At 69.1% G+C, this 14,784-nt stretch carries 15 protein-coding genes; 5 read left to right on the top strand and 10 right to left on the bottom strand.

The window, feature by feature from the left end:
- From ACYVK3_RS05560 to rimP, 4 genes are all read right to left on the bottom strand, one after another.
- On the bottom strand, positions 1 to 863 hold an 863-nt coding region (locus ACYVK3_RS05560; protein ID WP_460496262.1), incomplete at its 3' end, for a translation initiation factor IF-2 N-terminal domain-containing protein.
- A gap of 80 nt (positions 864 to 943) precedes the next feature.
- Positions 944 to 1,282: a YlxR family protein gene (locus ACYVK3_RS05555; RefSeq protein WP_460496281.1), complete on the bottom strand. Its 339-nt coding sequence runs from the start codon at positions 1,280 to 1,282 to the stop codon at positions 944 to 946.
- 19 nt (positions 1,283 to 1,301) lie between these two features.
- Entirely contained in the window at positions 1,302 to 2,324 is a 1,023-nt protein-coding gene (gene nusA / locus ACYVK3_RS05550) for a transcription termination/antitermination protein NusA (RefSeq protein WP_460496261.1), read from the bottom strand.
- 72 nt (positions 2,325 to 2,396) lie between these two features.
- The gene (gene rimP, locus ACYVK3_RS05545) at positions 2,397 to 2,861 is read right to left on the bottom strand and encodes a ribosome maturation factor RimP (RefSeq protein WP_460496260.1); all 465 of its coding nucleotides are present in this window, start codon (positions 2,859 to 2,861) and stop codon (positions 2,397 to 2,399) included.
- A 79-nt stretch (positions 2,862 to 2,940) separates the two neighbouring features.
- On the opposite strand from rimP, the gene ACYVK3_RS05540 reads away from it, so the two are divergent.
- From ACYVK3_RS05540 to ACYVK3_RS05520, 5 genes are all read left to right on the top strand, one after another.
- Positions 2,941 to 3,339 (top strand): hypothetical protein, encoded by a 399-nt coding sequence (locus tag ACYVK3_RS05540; RefSeq protein WP_460496259.1) that lies wholly within the window; start codon positions 2,941 to 2,943, stop codon positions 3,337 to 3,339.
- On the top strand, positions 3,336 to 3,749 hold the full coding sequence (locus ACYVK3_RS05535; RefSeq protein ID WP_460496258.1) for a ferritin-like domain-containing protein: 414 nt from the start codon (positions 3,336 to 3,338) through the stop codon (positions 3,747 to 3,749). Before ACYVK3_RS05540 ends, ACYVK3_RS05535 begins: the two co-directional genes overlap by 4 nt.
- Before the next feature lie 101 nt (positions 3,750 to 3,850).
- Positions 3,851 to 4,435 (top strand): PadR family transcriptional regulator, encoded by a 585-nt coding sequence (locus ACYVK3_RS05530; protein WP_460496257.1) that lies wholly within the window; start codon positions 3,851 to 3,853, stop codon positions 4,433 to 4,435.
- Between the two features lie 6 nt (positions 4,436 to 4,441).
- Positions 4,442 to 5,161: an ABC transporter ATP-binding protein gene (locus tag ACYVK3_RS05525; protein WP_460496256.1), complete on the top strand. Its 720-nt coding sequence runs from the start codon at positions 4,442 to 4,444 to the stop codon at positions 5,159 to 5,161.
- Entirely contained in the window at positions 5,161 to 7,974 is a 2,814-nt protein-coding gene (locus ACYVK3_RS05520) for an FtsX-like permease family protein (RefSeq protein WP_460496255.1), read from the top strand. The genes ACYVK3_RS05525 and ACYVK3_RS05520 overlap by 1 nt, the downstream gene beginning before the upstream one ends.
- Positions 7,975 to 8,105: 131 nt before the next feature.
- On the opposite strand, the gene map is transcribed toward ACYVK3_RS05520, so the two are convergent.
- The 6 genes from map to purU form a co-directional block, all read right to left on the bottom strand.
- Positions 8,106 to 9,002 (bottom strand): type I methionyl aminopeptidase, encoded by an 897-nt coding sequence (gene map / locus ACYVK3_RS05515; RefSeq protein WP_460496254.1) that lies wholly within the window; start codon positions 9,000 to 9,002, stop codon positions 8,106 to 8,108.
- A 347-nt stretch (positions 9,003 to 9,349) separates the two neighbouring features.
- Positions 9,350 to 9,871 carry a hypothetical protein gene (locus ACYVK3_RS05510; protein ID WP_460496253.1) on the bottom strand — a complete coding sequence of 174 codons (522 nt, stop codon included), beginning with the start codon at positions 9,869 to 9,871 and terminating at the stop codon, positions 9,350 to 9,352.
- Between the two features lie 234 nt (positions 9,872 to 10,105).
- Entirely contained in the window at positions 10,106 to 11,281 is a 1,176-nt protein-coding gene (ispG, locus tag ACYVK3_RS05505) for a flavodoxin/ferredoxin-dependent (E)-4-hydroxy-3-methylbut-2-enyl-diphosphate synthase (RefSeq protein ID WP_460496252.1), read from the bottom strand.
- 107 nt (positions 11,282 to 11,388) lie between these two features.
- Positions 11,389 to 12,645: a M50 family metallopeptidase gene (locus ACYVK3_RS05500; RefSeq protein ID WP_460496280.1), complete on the bottom strand. Its 1,257-nt coding sequence runs from the start codon at positions 12,643 to 12,645 to the stop codon at positions 11,389 to 11,391.
- A 16-nt stretch (positions 12,646 to 12,661) separates the two neighbouring features.
- Positions 12,662 to 13,867 (bottom strand): 1-deoxy-D-xylulose-5-phosphate reductoisomerase, encoded by a 1,206-nt coding sequence (dxr, locus tag ACYVK3_RS05495; protein WP_460496251.1) that lies wholly within the window; start codon positions 13,865 to 13,867, stop codon positions 12,662 to 12,664.
- Between the two features lie 24 nt (positions 13,868 to 13,891).
- Entirely contained in the window at positions 13,892 to 14,737 is an 846-nt protein-coding gene (gene purU, locus ACYVK3_RS05490; RefSeq protein WP_460496250.1) for a formyltetrahydrofolate deformylase, read from the bottom strand.
- Positions 14,738 to 14,784: the final 47 nt, after the last annotated feature.

Here is a 14,784-nt window from a genome sequence, read left to right as displayed (position 1 = left end):
CCGCCGGCGCCCCCGCGGCCTCCGCCGCCGGGACGTCCGCCGGAGCGTGCGCCGCCGCGAGGACCGCCTCGGCCGCCGCCCTCGCGCCCGCCGCCGGCGGGTCGGGACGGCATCATGCCGGGGTTGGGTCGCGGAGGCATCATGCGCGGGCTGGGGCGCGGACCGCCGGGGCGCTCGCCCTCGGGGGCGGAGCGCTGCTTGGATCCGCCGCCACCAGGAGTGATGCCGAACGGGTTGTTGCCGCCGGGCTTGGGGCCGGGCCTCGGACCGCCGGGCTTCGGCGGGCTGTCGGCGCGCGAGGCGGGCTTGGGGCCGGGCTTCGGCGCCGCCGGCTGGGCGGCGCGCTTGGCGGCCTCTTCCTGCTGCCGCTTGAGCAGCTCCTCGGCGCGCTTCTGCTCGGCGGCGACCTCGATGTCTCGGGCGCTCGCCGGCTTGGGCTCTTCGACCTCCGGCTGCTTCGCCGGAGCGGCCGCGGCCTCCTGGGCCGCCGGCTTGGGGGCCGCGGGCTTGGGGCCCGGGGCACTGGGGGCGGCCGCACGCTTCTTGGGCGGCGCCTTCTTAGCGGCCTTGACGTCGGTCTTGGCCTTGGCGATCTTGGCGGGGCTTGGCGCCGCCGGGCGCGGCTTGGAAGCCGCTTTCGCCGTCTCCTGCGCCGGTTCGGCCGATTCGGCCGCCGGAGCTGCTGGAGCACCCTTCTGCGATCCGCCGGCGTACTGCTGCCGCAGTCGACGCGCCACTGGCGCCTCGACCGTGCTCGACGCTGACTTCACGAACTCACCCATGTCGCTGAGCTTGGCGAGCACTTCTTTGCTCGTCGTGCCCAGTTCTTTGGCGAGTTCATGTACGCGGGGCTTACCTGCCACTGCTCTCCTCACTTCGAGGTCGCACGGGCAGCGCCCGCCGACCTCATCTCTCCACTTGCAACCAGTTCATCGGAGGAACTTCATCGCGTGGTCTTCATTCGGTCTCTACCTGCTTCGTGTGCGGGAGTCGGTCTTTCGGCCGGCTCCGACTCGACAAGGGCTCGCACCGCCGTATCGTCCACCGACCCCTCTACTTTGAGGGCCCGAGCGAACGCACGCCTACGAACTGCCTGGTCAAGGCAGTTCAAATCGTGGTGCACATGGGCTCCGCGGCCGCTGAGGCGGCGCAGTGGGTCTGGCACCAAGTGGTGGACAGAACCCTCAGAGCGATGAACGACGCGCAGCAGCTCGGAAGCCGCGGCGCGACCCCGGCAACCCACACAAGTGCGGACTACCGGTGCGTTACGTTGCGATCCGATATTCAGTCTACCTCCAAGACTAACGACCGCCACCGGCCGGGCCGGTCTCCTCCTTCGCCCCACCGGCCACGTGCGCATCCGATTTGATGTCGATGCGCCACCCGGTCAGGCGGGCGGCGAGGCGGGCGTTCTGCCCCTCACGGCCGATCGCCAGCGACAGCTGGTAGTCCGGAACGACGACCTCGGTCGAGCGAGTGGCCTCGTCGACCACCCGCACGGACAGCGTCTTCGCAGGCGAGAGGGCATTCGCGACGAATCTGGCGGGGTCGGCGTCCCAGTCGACGATGTCGATCTTCTCGCCGCCCAGCTCGCTCATGACCGCCCGGACGCGCGAGCCCATCGGCCCGATGCAGGCGCCCTTCGCGTTGACGTCCTTCGTGGTGGCCCGGACCGCGATCTTGGAACGGTGACCGGCCTCACGCGCAATGGCGGGGATCTCCACGGCGCCCTCGTCGATCTCCGGGACCTCGAAGGCGAACAGCTTCTTGACCAAGGCGGGGTGGGTGCGGGAGAGCGTCACCTGGGGTCCGCGAGCGGTTCGGTTCACCTGGATGACAATGGCCCGGATCCGCTTGCCGTGGTCGTACGACTCGCCGGGCACCTGCTCGTTGAGCGGCAGCGTGGCCTCGATCTTGCCGAGGTCGACGGTGACGATGCCGCGCTCGTTCCGCTCACCATGCGCCTGCACGACACCGGTGACGATGTCGCCCTCCTTGCCGGAGTACTCGCCGTAGTTGACCTCGTCGGCGGCCTCGCGGAGCCGCTGGAGGATGACCTGCTTGGCGGTCTGTGCCGCGATGCGGCCGAAGCCTTCGGGGGTGTCGTCCCGCTCCGAGACGACCTCGCCTTCTTCGTTCAACACTGGCACGAGGACGGTTGCGTCGCCCGAAGTCCGGTCCACCGCCACACGGGCGCGCTCATCGGCGCCGGGGGTGTGCTTGTAGGCGGTCAGCAGCGCCGATTCGATCGCGCCGAGGATTGTCTCGAAAGGGATGTCGCGCTCGCGTTCCAATGACCGCAGCGCAGCCAGGTCGATATGCACCCGTTCTCCTTAAAGTCTTGAGTTGTCCTCACCGGAGCCTTCAGGCGTGCGAGCTCCGCATCGGCGGCTGCCTCATCTGAGCTCGATCTGCACCTTGCCGGACCCCAGCTCGGCATAGGTAGCCGAACGGCTCTCGCCGTCGACTTCTAGTTCAATCCCCCGCTCGTCGGCGGCCACGACTCGCCCCGTTACGGGCTCCTCCCCGATGTGCACGGCCACCAAGCGCCCAATATTACGCCGCCAGTGACGGGGCTCGGTAAGCGGACGGTCCACGCCCGGAGAGGACACTTCCAGGGTATAGGCGGCTTCCGCGAAGGGCCCACCCGTGCTCTCCGCCGCATCGAGCGCCTTCGAGACCGCCTTCGAGACGACCGCCACGTCGTCGAGGCTGACGCCGCCGTCGGCGTCGACGAGGATGCGCACCAGCATCCGGCGGCCGGCCTTGGTGACGGTGAGACCCTCCAGATCGAACCCGGCCTTCTCGACGGCCGGAGCGACGACCGCCTCCACTTCGGTTTGCTGCTTCGATGCCACCATTTGCACTCCCTCTCGACCTGTTTCGCCGAGATTAACCGCCCGACGACAGAAACGAAAGCCTGCCTGGGAAACTAGGCGGGTGTTCACGACCCGACGCGGACTCCTTGTCGGTGCCACCGTTCTCGCAGCGGCCGCATGCACCGAGACTCCAGCGAAGATCATCGAAGCCGACGACGACATGACGGCCGCGCTGCGCACGGCCAGGGCCCTCGCCCGAGCCGCCGAAGCGCTCGGCTACACCGACATCGCGGGCGACCACCTCGCCCACGTCGAGACCCTCGAACGCCTGCTGCTGCCCAATGTGATCGGTGATGAGGGCGAGGGCGCCGCGATCGCCGACGTCGCCGCGCTGGCCGAGGCCGAGGCCGAGGGCAGCCGTGAGGCCGGCGAGTCCTGCCTGGCCACCGTGACCGATTACGCGGTGCTGCTCGGCGAGATCGCGGCCTGCCGCGCCGCCCACGCGGCGGTGCTCGCATGACCGCCGTCGACACCGGCCTGGCCGGGGAATACGCCGCCATCTACGCCTACGGAACGGCCGCCGTGCATCTGAGCGGGGACGTCCGCGACTTCGCCGAGGGGATCGAGGCCGAGCACCGCGACCGCCGCGACGCCCTGCTCGACTACTACGACGCCCACGGACTGGAGGCCGCCCCGGCCCCGGCGGCCTACGACATCGAGCCGGTCGAGGACGCCGAGACGGCCCAGGCGCTGCTGCTCGACATCGAGGAGCGGCTCACCACCACCTGGCGGGCGGGTCTGGCCTCCGAGGAGCCCTCCGAGCGCGAGGTCTGCCTCAACATGTTCCTGGATTCGGCGAAGGCGCTGGCACGCTGGAAGATCACCGTCGGACAGGCCGCCGCCGACCCGTGGCCGGGGCGACCCGAGTAGACGACGGGCCGACCCGGCCGACACACACATACTGAATATGCGATACTCGGTATATCTCGATGCTCGCCCCCTCGGCGGGCCGAACCCTAGTGAGGTCATACATGAGTGTCAAACACAGCCTGCTGGCGCTGCTCGAACGCGGGCCGGCCTACGGCTACCAGCTGCGGGCCGCCTTCGAGAGCGCCACCGGCGCCACCTGGCCGCTCAACATCGGGCAGGTCTACACCACCCTCTCGCGGCTCGAACGCGACGAAATGGTGGAGGCGCTCCCCGAGAACGAGTCCGGCCAGCGCCCCTACCGCATCACCGAGACCGGCAAGCGCCACCTCGCGGGCTGGTTCTCCTCCCCGGTCCGCGCCGCCGACCGGCCTCGCGACGAGCTCACGATCAAGCTCGCGCTCGCGGTGACCACACCCGGCATCGACGTCACCGATGTCATCCAGCGCCAGAGGACCGCCACGCTGCGGACCCTCCAGGAGTTCACCCGGCTCAAGGCCGACGACGACTCCGCCGACCTCGCCTGGAAGCTCGTGCTGGAATCCATGATCTTCAAGGCGGAGGCCGAGGTTCGCTGGCTCGACCACACCGAGGCCGTCGTCGCCCGCGCCGAACTGCCGGCGCCCTCCCCTTTCGGACTCTACGAAGACAGCTCTGAATCCTCCGTTCCCGTCGAAGAGAAGCGATAGATCCCCATGACCGTCCTGCAGATGCGGGGTGTGAGCCGTGTCCACGGCATCGGCGAGAACGCCGTCCACGCCCTCAAAGAAGCCGACCTCACCATCGACTCCGGCGAACTCGTGGCCATCATGGGGCCCTCGGGTTCGGGGAAGTCCACGTTGCTCAACCTCGCCGGCGGACTCGACGCCCCCACCTCGGGCGAAGTCGCCGTGGAGGGCACGGTGCTCGCCAGTCTCTCCAAGAAGCAGCTGGCCGGGCTGCGCCGCCGTCACGTCGGCTACGTCTTCCAGGACTACAACCTGGTGCCGAGCCTGACCGCCGCCGAGAACGCGGCCCTGCCGCTCGAACTCGACGGCATGAGCGTCGCCAAGTCCCGCAAGGCCGCATTGGCCGCGCTCGAAGAGGTCGGGCTCGACGCCCAGGTCGCCGACCGCTTCCCCGACGAGATCTCCGGCGGTCAGGCCCAGCGCACCGCCATCGCCCGCGCGCTCATCGGCGACCGGCGCTTGGTACTCGCCGACGAGCCCACCGGCGCGCTCGACTCCAGCACCGGCGAAGAAGTCCTCAAGCTCCTGCGCAAACGATGCGACGAGGGCGCGGCCGGACTGCTGGTCACCCACGACGCCCGCCACGCTGGCTGGGCCGACCGGGTGGTGTTCCTGCGCGACGGACGCATCGTCGACACCTCCTCGCCGCTGGCCGATCCCGAAACGCTGCTCGAAGGGGCCGAGTGATGCGCTCCAGCCTCAGACTGGCATTCCGCATCGCGCGCCGCGAGGCGCTGCGATACAAGGGCCGATCGGTCCTGTCGATCGCCCTGCTCGGCCTGCCGATGCTGGCCGTCTCCCTCGCGGTCAGCGCCTACGACACGACGACCCTGTCCCCGCTCGAAGAGGTCGAGCAGCGCGTCGGCGACAACGAGGCGTTCATCCGCTTCGAGGCCGAAGGAGAAGCGCTCGATCAGCTCACCTGGGACGACTACTGGCCCGCGATCGAGTGGGAGGACGGCGACACCACCACGGAAGACGGCGCCCCCCGCGAGGTGCCCGAGTCGGAGGTGCTCGCCGCGCTTCCCGAGGGCGCCACGCTCAGCCCCTACAACGTGTACGGCTCGGACGGTTCGGAGCGGGTGGAGACCCCGGACGGCATCGGCTCGATCGAGACCTACGGATGGGACCTGTCGGATCCGGCGTACCAACGGGCGGGCGTGGAAATCCTCGAAGGCGAGGTGCCGCGCGGTGACGAGGTCGCCCTCAGCGCCAAAGCCGCCGACTACCTCGAAGTCGGCCTCGGCGACGCGATCAGCGTCGTCGACGGCGAGTCCCGCATCGAGCACACCGTGGTCGGTATCGTCGAGATCCCCTGGAACCTCACCTCGCGCTTCGCCATCAGCCCCGCTCTCGGCGCCGAGGCGCACGGCTGGCTCGTCGACGCGCCCGAGGAGCTGTCGCCCGAGCAGGCGTTCGCGCTCAACGATCTCGGCATGAGCGTCTGGGCGGCGCCGTTCGTCGAGAACCCGCCTTCACAGCCGGACTGGGCTCAACCGGTCAGCGTCGTCAACGACTTCGAGTTGATGATCTACGGCCTGATCGGCACCGCCGTGCTGATCGAGGTCATCCTCCTCGCCGGGCCGGCCTTCGCCATCTCGGCCCGCCGCCGCACCCGCGAGTTCGCGCTCATGAGCGCCTCCGGGGCGACGCCGGGACACATCCGCAACACGGTCCTCGCCGGCGGCTTCCTGTTCGGCACCATCGCGGCCGTCGTCGCGGTGGTCCTCGGCATCACCGCCGTCTGGGCGCTCATGCCGCTGCTGGAGCAGTTCGTCGGACACCGCAGCGCCGGACTGCGCGTCATGCCGGCCACCCAGGCCGTCGTCGTGGTCTTCGCCGTCGGCACCGGGCTGCTCGCCGCGCTCGCCGCGGCGATGAGCGCCTCCCGCATCAATGTGGTGGCCGCGCTCTCGGGCCGGACGCCACGCCGCAGGCCCAGCCGGCGCTGGCTGATCCTCGGCCTGGTCCTCATCGCCGGCGGTCTGGTGTCCGGATTCGCGGGCGTGTCGATATGGAGCCTCCCGCTCATGTCGGCCGCGATCGTGGGCCTCCAGCTGGGACTGGTGGCGTGCACGCCGACGCTGGTGGCGCTCATCGCGAAGCTCGGCAGATGGCTGCCGCTGGCGCCGCGCATGGCGCTGCGCGAGGCCGGCCGCAACGGCAACTCGACCGCGCCGGCCATCGCCGCGGTGCTCGGCGTGGTGGCGGCGGGCATCGCCTTCTCGTTCATAGTCACCGCCGACACGGTGCGCTTGGAGGAGAAGCAGCAGCGACTGCTGCCTGCGGGTGCGGTGACGCTGGATCTCAGCCACAACGGCGGCATGAACGAGGGGACCGCCGACTTCGAGACCGCCTCCCTCGAGTCCGAAATGGTGCTCTCGCGGGAGTTGGACGACCTCGAGACGATTCCGGTGCCGCTGTATTCCGGTCCGGAGAACTGCGACGTCGACGACCGGTTCACGGCTTCGGAGGAAGAGAATCTCCACTGCTACGTGGAATTGACCAGGCCCGAGGAGAACCGGTGCCCGTACTGGTCCGCCGACCTCAGCACCGAGGCCGCGAAGGAGGCCGCGCTCGAGGAGGCCAGAGAGGACCCGCGCTGCGATGAGGAGGCCGGCGAGATAGGCGGTTTCTCCGAGGAGGTCGCGGTCTCGACCGACCCGAGGGTCGTCGCCGCCTACTCGGACTTGGAGGGCGCGGAGTTGGACGCCGCGGTGGAGTTCCTCGAGTCGGGCGGCATCCTGGTGTCCGACCCTTGGGCCATCACCGATGACGGCACCGTCGTGGTCCAGCGCCGGGCTACGGTTTGGCGCGAGAGCGGCGACGAGGACCTGGAGCTGGACGCGGTCGAGCTGCCCGCGATGGAGGTGGACAAGGGCCTCCTGGGCTACATGCAGATCTTCCTCGGCCCGGCGGCGGCCGAGGAGCTGGGATTGACGGAGAGCGACTGGAGCCGCAAGTACCTGATCGAGACCTCAACCGAGGTCACCGGGGCGGTAGAGGAGCGGATCGCCTCCGGCTTCAACGACGCCTTCGCCGAAGGTACGGTGTGGGTCCAGTTCTCGGTCGTCGACTACACCGACCCGTTCGCCTTCTACTTCGCCCTGGCCGTGGCGAGCCTGTGCGCGCTGGTGGCGCTCGGGGCGACGGCGATCTCGACCGGACTCATCATCGCCGAGTCGGGCCGGGACATGACCACGCTCGGCGCGGTCGGCGCGACGCCCGGGGTGCGCAAGCGGTTCGCGATGTGGCAGACGGTGGTGATCGCGCTGCTCGGCGCCGGTCTGGGCACGCTGGCGGGCATCATCGGCTACGCCTTGGTCAGGGAGGCGCTCAACCGTAACCTCCAGCGGGCCTATCCGTTCGAGGTGCTGTACGGCTGGGATCTGCCGTGGGTCAATATCGGGATCTCGCTGCTGGCGGTGCCGCTCATCGCGGCCGCCGGTGCGCTGGTGTTCACGAAGGCGAAGCTGCCGAGCGAGCGGAGGCTGACGTAGTCGGGCGATCGGCCACGTTAGCGAAGCACGTGGCGGAGCGGCGCCGGCTCAACCCCTCGGAGATCGACATCTCTCGACCGGCGCCGCTCCATCAGCGTACGAATCCGATGCAAGCGGACGGGCCGGGCGCGCTACGCCTGGCCCGTCGGCGTTCCGGCCGGGATGCCGCCGGAGGGCATCGTGAGGATGTCGGCGCCGTCCTCGGTGACCAGGAGCGTGTGCTCGAACTGGGCCGACCATTTGCGGTCGCGGGTGACGGCCGTCCAGCCGTCGTCCCACATCTCCGGTTCGGGCGTGCCGAGGTTGATCATCGGCTCGATGGTGAAGGTCATGCCCGTCTCGATCTCGGTGGAGAGCCTCGGGTCGTCGTAGTGCGGCACGTACAGGCCCGAGTGGAACGCGGTGCCGATGCCGTGGCCGGTGAACTGGCGGACCACGCCGTAGCCGAAGCGGTCGGCGTAGGACTCGATGACCTTCCCGATCACGCTGAGCTGCCGGCCGGGCTTGACGGCCTTGATGGCGCGCATCGTGGCCTTCCAGGTGCGTTCGACGAGCAGCCGGGCCTCCTCCGAGACCTCGCCGGCCAGGAAGGTGGCGTTGCAGTCGCCGTGGACGCCGCCGATGAAGGCGGTGATGTCGACGTTGACGATGTCGCCGTCGCGCACGACCGTGGAGTCGGGGATGCCGTGGCAGATCACCTCGTTGAGGGACGTGCAGCACGACTTCGGGAAGTGCCGGTACCCGAGCGTCGAGGGGTAGGCGCCGTGGTCGCACAAGTACTCGTGGACGATCCGGTCCAGTTCGTCGGTGGTCACGCCCGGGGCGACGGCCTTGCCGACCTCGACCAGCGCGTCGGCGGCGAGCCGCCCGGCCACGCGCATCCGCGCGATGGTCTCGGGGTCCTTGACCTCCGAGCCCCGGTACGGCTGCGGGAGCGGCTTGTCGACGTACTCCGGGCGCTCGATGGACTCGGGGACGGGTCGACGCGGGCTCTGCCTGCCCGGGCGCAGAACGGGACGAACACTCATCGGTCCACCCTATCGTCCGAGGTCCCGCGTGGTCTTGAGACGTCTGCGACACCGGGGCGCCGACGCGCTCGCGAATTGGGGTCTCGGGGCGGTAAAACCTCTTGCGTTTCCGGCGAATTGGCAGGATGCTGATGGGCACCGGCGTTCAGTCCGAACGTGCGAAGCCTTACGAAACCGAGCCGGTGCGGGGCGCGGCTCCCGTGGCAGTTCCGCTGCCTCCGCTCGCGCGGAGACAGCGGATTACGACACCTCCCGCGGTCGAGCGCCCCGCCTGTCCAACCCAGGCGCCAGCGGCAGTCGCCCCGTGCCGGCTCACACAAGCCGCTCGCGGCTCGCGCGCTCGGTGCTCAGGCGGCCTCGAGTTCCTTGGTGGCGTCGTCGGAGCCCGGTTCGGCCGGCTCCTCGGCCACCACCTCCTGGGACATGCGTTCCCAGAGCATGCCGCCCGAGTGGGCGAGCGCGCCGACGATGGAGGGCACGAACGGCAGGATCCAGTCGGCGAGGAAGCCGTCGTGCGGCATGTTGAGCACGAGCATCGCCGAGCCGGCGCACAGCAGGCCCTGGAGGCTGCCGCGCCAGGCGGCGCGGGTGCCGTCGGCGACGGCGGCGCGGCGCTCGGCGGTGGGATCGTGGAACTCGCTGAGCCCCGCCGTGTCCCTGCGTCCGAGGTAGGCGCCGACGACCGCCTGAACGGCGGTGCCGGCGATCACCGCGGCGATGAGGCTGTTCTTGGTGACCACGTAGACGAGGGCGAACAGGAGCCCGCCGCCGAGGATGGTGAGCGCGGCCCTGATCCAATCGGTCTTCTCACCCGGGTACCAGTAGTACTTGGTGACGTCATCGGATATCTGTCGGACGATCTTCCCCATGGCGATGGCTCCCCCTTCGCGGGTGGCGGCGACAAGGTCCGCACCTAATCGGCACGAATGTCATTATCAGGCGTCGCCGCAGGCGGTTGCGCCGAAACCATCGAGTCACATTTGTGCAATTCCACACAAAGAGTCCTTTATGTCGGAATTACTGAGTCGATGGAACGGCGCGACCTGCGTCTGGGCTCCAGCGTAATGACTGACGGCTACGTCCGTAAGTCACCAATCCGACAGTTAGTGGACTTCGACGACCGGACCGGCGAGCTCCTTGAGCTCGTCGGGCAGATCGGCGCCCATCTCCTCGGCGAGGCGCACGGCCTCCTCGATGAGGGTCTCGACGATCTGCGACTCGGGCACGGTGCGGATGACCTCGCCCTTGACGAAGATCTGGCCCTTGCCGTTGCCGCTCGCGACGCCCAGATCGGCCTCGCGGGCCTCGCCGGGGCCGTTGACGACGCAGCCCATGACGGCCACGCGCAGCGGAACCGGCAGGCCCTCCAAGCCGGCGGTGACCTGCTCGGCGAGCGTGTAGACGTCGACCTGCGCACGCCCGCACGAGGGACACGAGACGATCTCGAGGCCGCGCTCCTTGAGCCCGAGGGACTCCAGGATCTGGTTGCCGACCTTGACCTCCTCGACCGGCGGCGCCGACAGGGAGACGCGGATGGTGTCGCCGATGCCCTCGCTCAAGAGCGCGCCGAAGGCGGCGGCGGACTTGATGGTGCCCTGGAAGGCGGGCCCCGCCTCGGTGACGCCGAGGTGGAGCGGGTAGTCGCATTGCTGGGACAAGAGCCGATAGGCCTTGATCATCACGACCGGATCGTTGTGCTTGACCGAGATCTTGATGTCGCGGAAGTCGTGCTCCTCGAACAGCGAGGCCTCCCACAGCGCCGACTCGACGAGCGCCTCGGGCGTGGCCTTGCCGTACTTGGCGAGCAGCCGCTTGTCGAGCGAGCCGGCGTTGACGCCGATGCGGATCGGGGTGCCGGCGGCCTTGGCGGCCTTGGCGATCTCCCCGACCCTGTCGTCGAACTTCTTGATGTTGCCGGGATTGACGCGCACGGCCGCGCAGCCGGCGTCGATCGCGGCGAAGACGTACTTCGGCTGGAAGTGGATGTCGGCGATCACCGGGATCTGCGACTTCTTGGCGATGACCGGCAGCGCGTCGGCGTCGTCCTGGGTCGGACACGCCACGCGGACGATCTGGCAGCCGGTGGCCGTCAGCTCCGCGATCTGCTGGAGGGTCGCGCCGATGTCGGCGGTCTTGGTCGTGGTCATGGACTGGACGCTCACCGGGGCGCCGCCGCCCACCAGGACCCCGCCGACGTTCAGCTGTCGGGTCGTGCGGCGTTCGGCCAGGGGCTCGGGGGCGGACCGGGTCTTGGGTATGCCGAGGTTGACTGCGCTCATGTGCCTAGTTTCCACCTAACTGACGTGAGCTCATTGATGAAAGTGACGCGAACTACCGTGCTGACGCGGCCTCATCGAGGAAAGCCCGCGAACCGCCTGGAAGCGGCCTAATTGAAAATTGTGATCGGGTTGACGATGTCGGCGGTGATGGTCAGCAGCATGAACCCGCCGAGCAGGATGATCACAGCGTAAGTCAGCGGCATCAGCTTCAGGTAGTCCACTCGGCCCGGGTCCGGCCTACCGCGCTTGGCGGCGAACCACGAGCGGACCTTCTCAAACCAGGCGATGGCGATGTGCCCGCCGTCCATCGGCAGGAGCGGCAGCAGGTTGAAGATGCCGATGAAGTAGTTCAGGACCACCAGGAGCATGAAGAACATCGCCCACTGGTCGTACTGGACCATCTCGCCGCCCAGTCGCGAGGCCCCGACGACGCTGACGGGGGTGTCGTCGGCGCGCTCACCGCCCATGATCGAGTCCCACAGCGGCGGAATCTTGGACGGCAGCCGGCCGAGCGCGATGAAGGTCTCACGGAACATGTCACCGGTGTACGCCGCGGTCTCGCCGATGCCCTCGATGGGCCCGGCGGTGACCGTCGTCGGGATCGAGGGATCGAGGTAGACGGAGACGCCGAGCCGGGCGACGGTCTCGGTGCTGCCGTCCTCCCGCCGCACCTCGGCGGCGTACGGGGTGACCTGGAGTTCGTGCTCGGTGCCGTCGCGCTCGACGGTCACTTCCACGGGCTCGCCCGGTTCAAGGCCGGAGACGGCGTCAAGGAGCGACTCCCAGTCGGTGACCGCCTGGCCCGCGACCGCGGTGATCCGGTCGCCGTCGCGCATCCCGGCCTCGTGGGCCGGGCTCGGCTGATCGGCGTCGGAGCAGGTGAAGTCCACGTCGGCGTCGGCCGGCGGGATGCACTCGGCGACGTTGACCACGGAGGTCTCCTGCGACTGCTCAAGAGCCTCGGCGCGTTCGGGGTTGACCACGCCGACGAAGGAGACCAGGATCCACAGGACCGCGAACGCGAGGATGAAGTGCGTGACCGAGCCGGCGGCGAGCACGACGGTGCGCTGCCACAAGGGCTTGCGCCAGAAGACGCGCTTCTTGTCCTTCTCGTCGAGCTCTTCCTCCTCCTCTTCGAGGGGGGTCATGCCGACGATCTTCACGAAGCCGCCCAGTGGGATGCCCTTGAGGCCGTATTCGGTCTCGCCTCTGCGGAAGGACCACAGCGTGGGGCCGAAGCCGACGAAGTACCGGGTGACCTTCATCTTGAAGGCCTTCGCGGTCAGCATGTGGCCGAACTCGTGCAGGCTCACGGAGATGAGGATCGCCAGCGCGAACAGGATGATCCCGGTGGTGTAGGCCAGCAACTCTTGACTCCTTCTATCGCTCCGACGCGTCCAACACTAGCTGGCGCGCGCTGCCTCGCGCCCAGCTCTCCGCCTCGAGTACGTCTGCGACACTTTCGGGTCGGCCGAACTCGGGTGCGGCGTCGAGCACGGCGGCGACGGTGTCGACGATGCCGAGGAACGGGAGCCGTCCGTCGCGAAACGCCGCGACCGCTTCTTCGTTGGCGGCGTTGTACAGGGCGGGCATGACGCCTCCGGCCCGTCCGGCCTCCTTGGCGAGGTCGACGGCGGGGAAGGCGGCGCGGTCGAGCGGTTCGAAGTGCCAGTCGCACGCCTTCGTCCAGTCGACGGGCCGGGCGGCGGCGGGGACGCGGTCGGGCCAGGCGAGGGCGTGCGCGATGGGCAGGCGCATGTCGGGCGGAGAGGCCTGGGCGATGGTGGAGCCGTCGGCGAACTCGACCATGGAGTGGATCACTGACTGGGGGTGGACGACGACGTCGATGTCGTCGTAGTCGACGCCGAACAGCTCGTGGGCCTCGATGACTTCGAGGGCCTTGTTGACCATGGTGGCCGAGTTGATGGTGACGACCGGGCCCATGTCCCAGGTGGGGTGGTTCAGCGCGTCTTCGAGGGTGACGTCGGCGAGCCGGTCGCGGCTGCGGCCGCGAAAGGGCCCCCCGGAGGCGGTGAGGACGAGCCTCGCGACGCGCTCGGGGGTGCCCGAGCGCAGGCATTGGGCGAGCGCGGAGTGCTCGGAGTCGACCGGAACGAGCTGTCCGGGCTTGGCGAGCCGGCGCACGAGCGGGCCGCCGGCGACGAGGGATTCCTTGTTCGCGAGGGCGACCTGCCGGCCGGCCTCGAGGGCGGCGAGGGTGGGTTCGAGACCGATGGAGCCGTTCATGCCGTTGAGGACGGTGTGGGCGGGGAAGGCGGCGATCTCGCGCATGGCGCCGCGCCCGGCGAGGATCTTGGGGATCCTGGCGTCGCCGGAGGTCCAGCCCTGTTTCGTCGCGGCGGCGAACAGCCGCAGCTGGACGTCCTCGACGGCGGTGGCGTCGGCGACGGCCACGGCCTCGACGCCGAGGCCGATCGCCTGCTCGGCGAGTAGGGCGGGGTTGTTGCCCTGGGCGCCGATGGCGACGACGCGGAAGCGGTCGGGATTGGCTTTGACGATGTCGATGGCCTGGGTGCCGATGGATCCGGTGGAGCCCAGCAGCACGATTTCGCGGAGGTCGGTCACCGCATCAGTATGAGGCAGCATGCGCTAACGGAACACCACTGTCTTGGTGCCGTTCAGCAGGATGCGGTGGTCCAGGTGGGCGGCGAGGCCGCGGGCCAGGCAGGTCGATTCGAGGTCGCGGCCGGCGGCTACGAGGTCGTCGGGGCCCATCGAGTGGTCGACTCGGGCCACCTCCTGGTCGATGATGGGGCCTTCGTCGAGGTCGGCGGTGACGTAGTGGCAGGTCGCCCCGATGAGTTTGACGCCGCGCTCGTAGGCCTGGTGGTAGGGCCTGGCGCCCTTGAAGCTGGGCAGGAAGGAGTGGTGGATGTTGATGATGCGGCCGGGGAGTTTGGAGCAGAACTCGGAGGAGAGGATCTGCATGTAGCGGGCGAGGACGACCACGTCGATGCGCTCGACGTCGATGAGTTCGAGGAGGCGCTGCTCTTGGGCGGCCTTCCCGTCGGGACCGACCGGGAGGTGGCGGAACGGCACGCCCGAGGAGGCGGCGAGGTCGGCCCAGTCGGGATGGTTGGAGACCACGGAGGCGGCCTCGCCGTGCAGGGCGCCGATGCGGAAGCGGTACAGCAGGTCGTTCAGGCAGTGGCCCTGTTTGGAGGCCATGACGAGCACGCGGGGCTTGACGGCGCGGTCGTGCAGCTGCCAGTCCATGCCGAACTCGCCGGCGATGTCGGCGAAGCCGACGGCCAGTTCGTTGCGGTCGCTCTCCGCTTTGAATTCGACTCTCATGAAGAACCGTCCGGAGCCGTGCTCGGAGAACTGCTGCGAGTCCTCGATGTTGGCGTTGCGGCGGGTCAGGAATCCCGAGACGGCGTAGACGATGCCGAGGCGGTCGGGGCACGAGAGCGTGAGCACGAATTGGCTGGTCATCCCGCCAATGGTACGGGCCGCCCGGCGGTGGCGCCAGGCCGGTCGGA

Source organism: Glycomyces tarimensis, from assembly GCF_054776215.1.
Note: the sequence above shows the minus strand (reverse complement) of the source record. Positions and strands in the feature narration are given on the sequence as shown.